General features: G+C 43.0%; 7 protein-coding genes. 6 read left to right on the top strand and 1 reads right to left on the bottom strand.

Annotated elements, in window-relative coordinates; all coding sequences use genetic code 11:
• Window positions 1-347: 347 nt before the first annotated feature.
• From ACED53_RS22190 to ACED53_RS22175, 4 genes are all read left to right on the top strand, one after another.
• Window positions 348-968 (top strand): hypothetical protein, encoded by a 621-nt coding sequence (locus ACED53_RS22190; protein WP_017100968.1) that lies wholly within the window; start codon window positions 348-350, stop codon window positions 966-968.
• 441 nt (window positions 969-1,409) lie between these two features.
• Window positions 1,410-2,618: a NupC/NupG family nucleoside CNT transporter gene (locus ACED53_RS22185; RefSeq protein ID WP_009845705.1), complete on the top strand. Its 1,209-nt coding sequence runs from the start codon at window positions 1,410-1,412 to the stop codon at window positions 2,616-2,618.
• A gap of 358 nt (window positions 2,619-2,976) precedes the next feature.
• Window positions 2,977-3,246, top strand: a complete 270-nt coding sequence (locus ACED53_RS22180; protein ID WP_012600286.1) for a hypothetical protein — start codon at window positions 2,977-2,979, stop codon at window positions 3,244-3,246.
• A gap of 45 nt (window positions 3,247-3,291) precedes the next feature.
• Window positions 3,292-3,903, top strand: coding sequence for a trans-aconitate 2-methyltransferase (locus ACED53_RS22175; protein ID WP_017100967.1), 612 nt, complete (start codon window positions 3,292-3,294; stop codon window positions 3,901-3,903).
• Between the two features lie 108 nt (window positions 3,904-4,011).
• Here the strand turns inward: ACED53_RS22175 and ACED53_RS22170 are convergent, their stop codons facing one another.
• Window positions 4,012-5,220, bottom strand: a complete 1,209-nt coding sequence (locus ACED53_RS22170) for a DUF3541 domain-containing protein (RefSeq protein ID WP_017100966.1) — start codon at window positions 5,218-5,220, stop codon at window positions 4,012-4,014.
• 273 nt (window positions 5,221-5,493) lie between these two features.
• Here ACED53_RS22170 and ACED53_RS22165 point away from each other — a divergent pair, with 273 nt between their 5' ends.
• Complete coding sequence (locus tag ACED53_RS22165; RefSeq protein WP_017097049.1) at window positions 5,494-6,849, top strand: diguanylate cyclase; 1,356 nt, start codon at window positions 5,494-5,496, stop codon at window positions 6,847-6,849.
• A gap of 164 nt (window positions 6,850-7,013) precedes the next feature.
• Window positions 7,014-8,585: a DEAD/DEAH box helicase gene (locus ACED53_RS22160; RefSeq protein ID WP_017100965.1), complete on the top strand. Its 1,572-nt coding sequence runs from the start codon at window positions 7,014-7,016 to the stop codon at window positions 8,583-8,585.
• Window positions 8,586-8,830 lie beyond the last annotated feature (245 nt).

Below are 8,830 nucleotides of genomic sequence, written 5' to 3'. Positions count from 1 at the left end.
AGAAATACGCGAAACGGGGTTGTTCTATCTTTAAATTTAATTACGCAACAAAGCCAGTCATAGTAAATGAGGGAGAACACAGAAAAGTGGTAATAATCACACAGAATTAACCGAGAGGTTACGCAGCTCTCTACATAGGTTGAACATATCACATTCATTTCATGATCTTCATTTACAACGCCTGCTGCTTAAAGTTTTATTGGGTAATTACTCAATAAAACCAACCTGATATGTGAGCCAATTTATATAAATAAGAATTGTATAAATTATTGATTTAATGAATGTTTACTGAGTAAGACAATTTTTGTTAGAACACCATCTTCAAAACAATAAGATAGGTAAATCTAATGACAAAACTCGTCAGTTTGCTCCTTGCCACAATCACGCTAGGGCTTTCAGGTTGTGCAACAGTATTAACTCCAGAACAGAGTGCGCCACAATTGAGTGTCGTACCTCAAGAAAAAGCACTGACTATTGCAGTGATTGATAAACGCCCATACGTTTTAGACCAAGATAAAGAGCCAAAGTTTGAGGGCATTATTCGTAGTTCTCTCGGTATTCCTTATTCACACAACACGGCGACACAACAGCCGATGTCTCAGTTTTTGACGGATAGACTTGTTGCGGGCTTAAAGAAGCAGCAAGTGACGGTGGACTCAGTCGAGACGACACCAAACGAAGACATCACTAAAGTCGCTGAGCAGATGAAAGCGTTCGACAATAAGTCGATGATGTTCGTCTTGAATGAATGGAAATATGATTTCCATGCGTTTACGGATAACTCTTGGTACAACGTAAATGTGATTATTTACGACGAAGTAGGTAAGAAACTGCTGAGCAAAAACTTCCAAGGCGAGAACGATGTGCCAGATGGTGGTGTGATCATTAATGAAATGCAGCTTATCTATAAACAACGTTTCGAAGAGATCTTCCAAGACGTTGAAGTGAAAAGTGCATTGCTTAATTAATTTTGCCCATTTCGATAATATCCTTTAGAAAGCCACACTTTGTGGCTTTTTATTTTAAACTTCCTGCCTCGACGTTCTTTTTGACTGATAAGTTAAAAATGACGATAAACACTGCGTTTTGTTTAATCCTTGACCGCGCGATCGTTTGCGTTGAAAAATGTGATGAAAGTCTCACTTAACTGTTTATACTTCTTTTCCGGTTTTAAGCCGGTGCTTAGCCAATACAAGCCGTCACATGGATATGTGAATGACCCCACGGACCGGACCAGCTACGTTCCACTGCTTGTATAAGGTGATTTTTACATGAACAACTCGTTGTTACATTCGCTAACCCTGTTAGCTCCTTCATCGCGTAGCGTTTTGCTTGCGGTTCTTTGTCCTATTCCTTTGATGTCATTCGTTTGGCTCATGTTCACTCTTTAAGGATTACTAGGACACATTATGAATATTCTATTTGGTTTTGTCGGTGTTCTTGCACTGATTGCTTGTGCGTACCTGCTATCTGAAAGTCGTTCTTCGATTAACTGGAAAACAGTCTCTCGTGCACTATTACTTCAAATCGGCTTCGCGGCTTTGGTGTTATATTTCCCTTGGGGACAATTGGCGCTAACAAGCCTAAGTAATGGCGTTTCTAGCCTGCTTGGTTTTGCAGACGCTGGTATCGCATTCCTTTTCGGCGACCTTGCAACTGAAGGTTTCATTTTCGCGATACGCGTACTTCCAATCATTATCTTCTTCAGTGCTCTGATTTCTGCACTTTACTACCTCGGCATCATGCAAAAAGTGATTCAAATCTTGGGCGGGGCGGTGCAAAAACTGCTGGGTACCAGTAAAGCTGAATCCTTGGTAGCGACAGGCAATATCTTCCTTTCTCAGGGTGAGTCTCCTCTTCTTATTCGTCCGTTTTTAAAGTCTATGACTCGTTCGGAATTGTTTGCTGTAATGGCAGGTGGTATGGCGTCGGTAGCGGGCAGTGTGCTTGGTGGTTATGCTGGTTTAGGTGTTGAACTTAAATACCTTATCGCCGCAAGCTTCATGGCAGCTCCGGGTAGTCTGTTAATGGCGAAGATCATCGTTCCAGAGCGCAGTACACCAAGTGACTATGACCATATCGAACTCGATAAAGCTGACCAAAGCAACGTGATCGATGCACTGGCAAGCGGCGCGATGAACGGTATGAAAGTCGCGGTGGCTGTCGGTACTATGTTGATTGCATTCGTGAGTGTAATTGCGATGGTGAACACTGGCCTAGAAAGCTTAGGTGAGACGTTCGGTTTTGCCGGTATTACGCTGCAAGCTATCTTTGGTTACCTGTTCTCACCACTAGCATGGCTGATCGGTATCCCAAGTGATGAAGTATTGATGGCGGGTTCTTACATTGGTCAGAAGATCGTAATGAACGAGTTTGTTGCTTTCATCGACTTCGTTGAGAACAAAGCGCTGTTATCTGAACATAGCCAAGTCATCGTCACTTTTGCTCTATGTGGTTTTGCTAACATTGGTTCTATTGCTATTCAGCTGGGTTCAATCGGTGTTATGGCACCAGAGCGTCGTGCTGAAGTGGCAAACTTAGGCTTGAAAGCAGTCGCTGCTGGTACGCTTGCAAACCTAATGAGTGCGTGTTTAGCGGGTATCTTCATCCTGCTTTAAGCGAGATTCAGTTCAAGCGCCTAAATTTAGTTAAAGCGCCTAAATTCAGTTGAAGCGGGCACCTTTCTTGCGGATTTAACGTGAGAAGGGTGTCCGCTTTTTTGTGCCTGCTCGTTAAGTTGATTCAGATTTTGAACCACCACTTTTATTGCTATGCGGTGTATAAGGCTCACTCGGAAGAGTAATAGAGCAAGCCTGTTTTATCCGATATACTTGAATATCATTAGGTTGCGATTAATAGCATTCGGCTTCAATTAAGAAAATCCGGTTTCTATTAAGAACACTCGGTTCCGAATAAGAATATTCCGTTCCGACTAAGAATACGGCAACCAAGCTCAAATTTATCAAGGGTCTCTCTATGAACATGCGCGTTCTCATCGGTCTTATTGCTACCTTCATTGGCTTGTTTGCGATGGTTTATCTTATTGCTGGTGGTACTCAGTTTCCTATCTATCAGTGGCCGCAAGAAGCGTATCTCGGTTTGGTGTTTAGCGTAGTATGGGGCACTGGCGTCGCAGCATCGGTGGCTTATGTCTTTTCAGCTTTGGTGTTTGTGACTGTCGCCGTGGTTTGTTATGCGGTCGGTTATAAAATCGGTGGGCTCTTTTCTTCAAATTCTGACGTCTAAGTTTATTGAGGCGTACTTATGTTCATTGAAGTGAGATTTGTTTGAATGCACTGGCTCGATCGTTGGAAAGTGTATCGCTATCATCGAAAACAGGCTAACCGCTCGAATGGCGACAAGGCTAAAGCTTTAGGGTGGACCAGCGAAGAGAGCCAATTGTGTCGCTTTGAAGTGATTGCTCGTTCGGCTGATTTCGAAAAGAAGAGTATTTTAGATTTAGGTTGTGGCTATGGCGAGCTGTTTGAGCTGCTCGACAGCATCTATCGAATTCAATCTTACACCGGTGTTGACCAACATGCAGGCTTTTTAAAGAAGGCGAAGCAGAGCTATACAGAAGATCGTTGTCGGTTTTTGTCGGGTGATATGAGCCAAATGAGCCTTGAGGTACACGATGTAGTTATAGCCAGTGGCTCATTGAATTACATCTCTCGCGACTCGGATTATCTGACTAACATGATTACTCGTATGTTTGGACTAGCGAATCAGACGGTGATTTTTAATCTGCTCAATTCAAGCCAATATCCTTCACGCAATACCTTGATGAGTTATCACCCTCAAGGCGTATATCGATTCTGTAAAACACTCTGTGACGATGTTTCCTTGGTAGAAGGATACGCAGAAGGGGATTTCACGATAGTGATGAACAAAATCTGCCCCTGAACATAAGACTAAGCTTGAGTGAAGTGATTGTTTGGTAAGAGTTAAAAAGCCGCAGACCTTGAGAGATTTGCGGCTTTTGGGGTTTTAAAATCAACTTAAGTATTACTGCTAGTGCTTCAGCGGTTGATTTTCAAGCAGTCCGTAAGGGATGTTAGTAAATACTTTTGGGTTACCTTCATAAGTCGGTGCTTCGTTCACTTGCTGCCAATCGAGTAGCATGATAGCGAGTACGTTGCGGTGCTCTCCATACTTGAGATCAAAATCACCGGTGACTGAAGGGATCATACCTTTTGTCTTATCGATAGATGCCTGGATTGCGAGCCTAGTTTTCTCTACAACCGGGTCATTCTCTAGACCGGCTAATAAGAAAGTCAACCCAACCTCAGCAATCACATCCTCTTTAGCTCGTAACAGGATAGTATCGATGTTTTCTCTGAAGTAATCGTAGATCCATTGGTGTTCTTGCTCGCTTACTTGGTGCTGGTAATACTCAGAATCTCCAAAGATCACATGTGTCATACCATAGATCTTATTGCCGTATTGCTGGCTTGAAAGCTTCTTGTCGTTATCGTCTGGGTAGGCTTTTTTGAAGGTATCGACAAATTCATCAACGACATCTTGTTCACCCAATTGGCGTAGCCAGTAAACTTGATTAGCGAGTTGGGCTGCCCACGCTTTCACCATATCTTCATTGGTCACGTATCGTGAAAAGTCATAACGACGAATAATCTCGCGCAGTTTGACATCGTTCTTGTATTCTAAACCGTACTCATTGGCGCGCGCCATAGAGCCGAGAAGGTCAACACCAAGATATAGATATTCTGGCATGTGCTTGGTGATGTTGTAGCGTCGAACACTGCGTTCATCGCTGTCGCCAACATAGGAAGCAACACGCTTTTCTGAGTACAGTACGATTTGTTCCATGGTGTGAACATCATTCGACAAGCGGCTGAGCTTACTTGCGACACGTGCCATGTCACTCCATACCGCGGCAGAATATTTGTCGTCTAATGTTTGTCGATACATACGCAAACCATAGTGACCCTCTTTGAATGCAGGCAGAGTGTAAAGTTGGCTTTCGTAGGTTGTGCGAATCAGATCGGCGGATTGTTTAAAAGATTGCTCTTGAGAGTCGAGAACACCAGCTTGTAATTGAATACTTGGTACGCTTGTTGCTTGTATGTTAACAGGCTCTTGTATAGTAACAGTCTGTTGTGTGTCAAAAGCCGTTAGCGTATCTGAAGTAGCTTGTGCGTGAACCGCAACCGCAACTGAGATTGATAACAATGTGCACAGAGTTAGCGTTTTTAGCTTCATGTTCGTAAGGTACCAAGCTGATTAATTGTGAATATAAAATAACACTCATGAATCTTTCAATGTAAGGTTTTGGTCAATACATTGTAATCTTTAATAAGATTGATTCGATATTTGGTTCAGTAATCAATGTGTCTAATGGACTTTAAGTGATGAATGACTCAATAATGAAATGAGCACTAGGCTAAGTGTATGTATTTAAATAGCTTAACGGCATACTTAAAGAGTTAGTCTGATATGAGCAAATTTAAGAACAAAAAGGTTTAGGGGGTCTGAATGCCAAGTGGTTCTAGCAAGCAATGGCCTGCCAAATTATTATCTTTACTGTTTTTTTTAGTGGTAATGAGTGCTATCGAGTTTTTTCACTCTAAAGAGTTATCCTACCTGAAAGATGAATCCTACTCTGAGGCAAAAAAGCAGCTATCGATCATTCGTTCTCGAATCGAAGCCGCGATCGTGTCAGATATGTATATCCTCAATAATTTTTCGACCTTAGTGACCATAAACCCTGATGGTGAGGTGAAAAATTGGGACAAGATTGCTGAAAGTATTATTAAAGATGGTTTCCATATTCGTCTTATTGGGCTAGCCAAAGACGACATTCTAAACTTTGTTTACCCTATGGAAGGCAATGAGCAGATTCTCGGTATTAATTATCGTGATTATCCAGACCAATGGGAGTCTGTTGAGATAGCCCGTAATCTTGGCAACACCTTTATTGCTGGCCCTTTTGAGCTGTTTCAAGGTGGCCAAGCTATCATTACGCGAACTCCGATCTTTCGAGACCCGCCTTTTAACGAAGACTATTGGGGTGTATCCAGTGCCGTTATTAGTTTAGATGAGCTGTTTGAAGATGTCGGAATTGGGATACTCGAAAACAAGTATAAACTCGCGATTCGCGGTGCAAACAGTTCGGGTAAAGATGGCGCGGTCTTTTATGGCTCTCAGGACGTATTTGATAATGCTTTTGTGACTGAACAGGTGAGCTTTCCATACGGTGGTTGGTACCTTGCTCTCTCTGGTAATGAGCATGTGTTGATGGATGTGCAGTGGTATCGAATTCAAGCAGTAAGGTTGGTGGGTTACACCATAATGTTAGTGCTGGCGTTTGCCTTCTTTACTATTTATCGCCTGTACCGAATTGCAGATAGTCGTTCTATGCATGATGAACTCACCATGCTACCTAATCGTCGATACTTTATGTACAGCCTAAAGCAGGCGTTCAAAGTCACCCAAAAGCAGAGAGCAAGAACCTTTGCTGTGGTAAATATCGATCTTGATGGCTTTAAAGCGATCAATGATACTTTTGGGCATGCGGCTGGCGATCAGGTGCTTATTGAGTGTGCTAATCGCATTAAGAGCGAGTTACGTGGTTCAGATATCGTTGCGAGAATCGGTGGTGATGAGTTCTTAGTTTTGTTACCACGTATTATTGATGATCAACATGTATCGTCGATTGTAGCTAAACTTCGAAGAGCGATATGTAGCACACCTGTTGTTTATGATACGCACTCGATTTATCTTCGAATTAGCGTTGGTTGGGTAATTCATAGCAATAACTACAGTGATGTCGATGCACTACTCAAAGCAGCTGATGAAAAAATGTACGAACAGAAACGACAAATTTTATAGGTTGGATTGGATCTGTTATTAGAATTTAGTTGCTGAATGTGGGGAAAAGCCTCAGAATACCGCGCTTTGCTCTTTATCAATCCTATTGATGAGCGAAAGCTGTAGCAACGACTTCTTTCTGCGCGTTGCTCATACTAAATGTTATTCAACTGAGAAAATAATCTATGAGTTTTACCTCCCTTGGCCTTTCTGAACCGATCCTTAAAGCTATTGAAGCACAAGGTTACGATAAGCCATCACCAATCCAAGAGAAAGCCGTACCAGCTGTCCTAACGGGCAAAGATGTAATGGCCGCTGCTCAAACAGGTACAGGTAAAACTGCTGGCTTCACGCTACCTATTCTTGAAATGTTATCAAAAGGCCCTCGCGTACGTCAGAACCAAGTTCGTGCACTAGTGCTAACACCGACCCGTGAACTTGCTGCGCAAGTGAATGGCAGCGTAGTTAAATACGGTATTAACTTACCGCTTACTTCTACGGTCGTGTTTGGTGGCGTGAAAATTAACCCTCAGATGCAAAAACTTCGTAAAGGCAGTGATGTGTTGGTGGCAACACCGGGTCGTCTACTTGACCTATACAACCAAAATGCAGTGCGTTTTGATCAGCTAGAGATTCTAGTATTAGATGAAGCTGATCGCATGTTAGACATGGGTTTCATCCGCGACATCCGTAAGATCTTGGCTTTCCTACCGAAGAAGCGTCAGAACTTACTGTTCTCTGCAACGTTCTCTGATGATATTCGTAGCTTGGCTAAAGGCTTAGTAAATAACCCAGTTGAAATCTCGGTAAGCCCTGCAAACTCAACAGCACCCACTGTTGAACAAAGTATTTATCCAGTAGATAAAAAGAAAAAAGCGCCAATGCTAGCTAAGCTGATCAAAGATAATGATTGGCGACAAGTGTTGGTGTTCAGCAAAACAAAACACGGTGCAAACAAGCTTGCTCGTTTCCTTGAAGAGCAAGACATCACTTCTGCTCCTATCCATGGTAACAAGAGCCAAGGCGCGCGTACTAAAGCCTTAGAGAACTTTAAAACCGGTAAGGTACGAGTACTCGTAGCGACCGATATCGCTGCTCGTGGTATTGATATCCCACAACTTCCTCAAGTGGTTAACTTCGACCTTCCAAACGTATCAGAAGATTACGTTCACCGTATTGGTCGTACTGGCCGTGCTGGTGAAGTGGGTAAAGCAATTTCATTGGTTTGTGCTGATGAAGTGGGTGAGCTATTCGGTATTGAACGCCTTATTCAACAAGTACTGGAGCGTCGTGAACTTGAAGGTTTTGCACCCGTAAACAAGTTACCAGAATCTCGCTTGGATTCGCGTCCGATTAAGCCTAAGAAACCGAAAAAGACACGCGAACACTCGGATGGCCAACGTTCTGGTGAGAATGCTCGCGGCCATAAGCCAGCAGGCAAGAACAAGCGTCATGTAGCAGGTAATGGATCTGCTCCAAAGCGTAAGCCTAACTCAGGCAACAAAGCTTCAGACAGCAACTCTGCAGCTGCTGGTGATGATAAGTCTTTAAGAAATAATGGCAGCAACTATAAGCGCGGTAATAAGCCTTCTACGAATAGTTCTGGCAAGCCAGGTGGTGCAGGTAAACCTAAAAAGTCTGGTTTCGGTGGAAGTAATGGTTCGAGCAAACCGTCTAACAAGACATCAGGTAACAAGCCTACAGGTAACAAACCTTCACCATCTAGAAGCCGTTCTAAGCCTGCATCTCAGAAATAGTAGACAGAACGTTTGTCACGTAGCTTTACAAAGATTATGTAACGAGATCGCTTCGTAGGAGGGTTCTCGTTCATTGACGACTTCCTGCTATCGAACTCGAACAAGCGCGAATATTGAATTTCAATGTTCGCGTTTTTTTATGGGTGTAATTAGGGCGTGTTGACCTTTCGCGGTTAAATTTTGTTCGAGCTAAAAGCGTTTTAATCGCGGCGAGGGGGAAGTAGCCTAGTCATTCTAAGCAAATC

The organism is Vibrio sp. 1F169 (genome assembly GCF_041439605.1).
GTDB classification, from domain to species: domain Bacteria; phylum Pseudomonadota; class Gammaproteobacteria; order Enterobacterales; family Vibrionaceae; genus Vibrio; species Vibrio tasmaniensis_A.
This window is presented reverse-complemented; position numbering and strand designations above follow the sequence as displayed.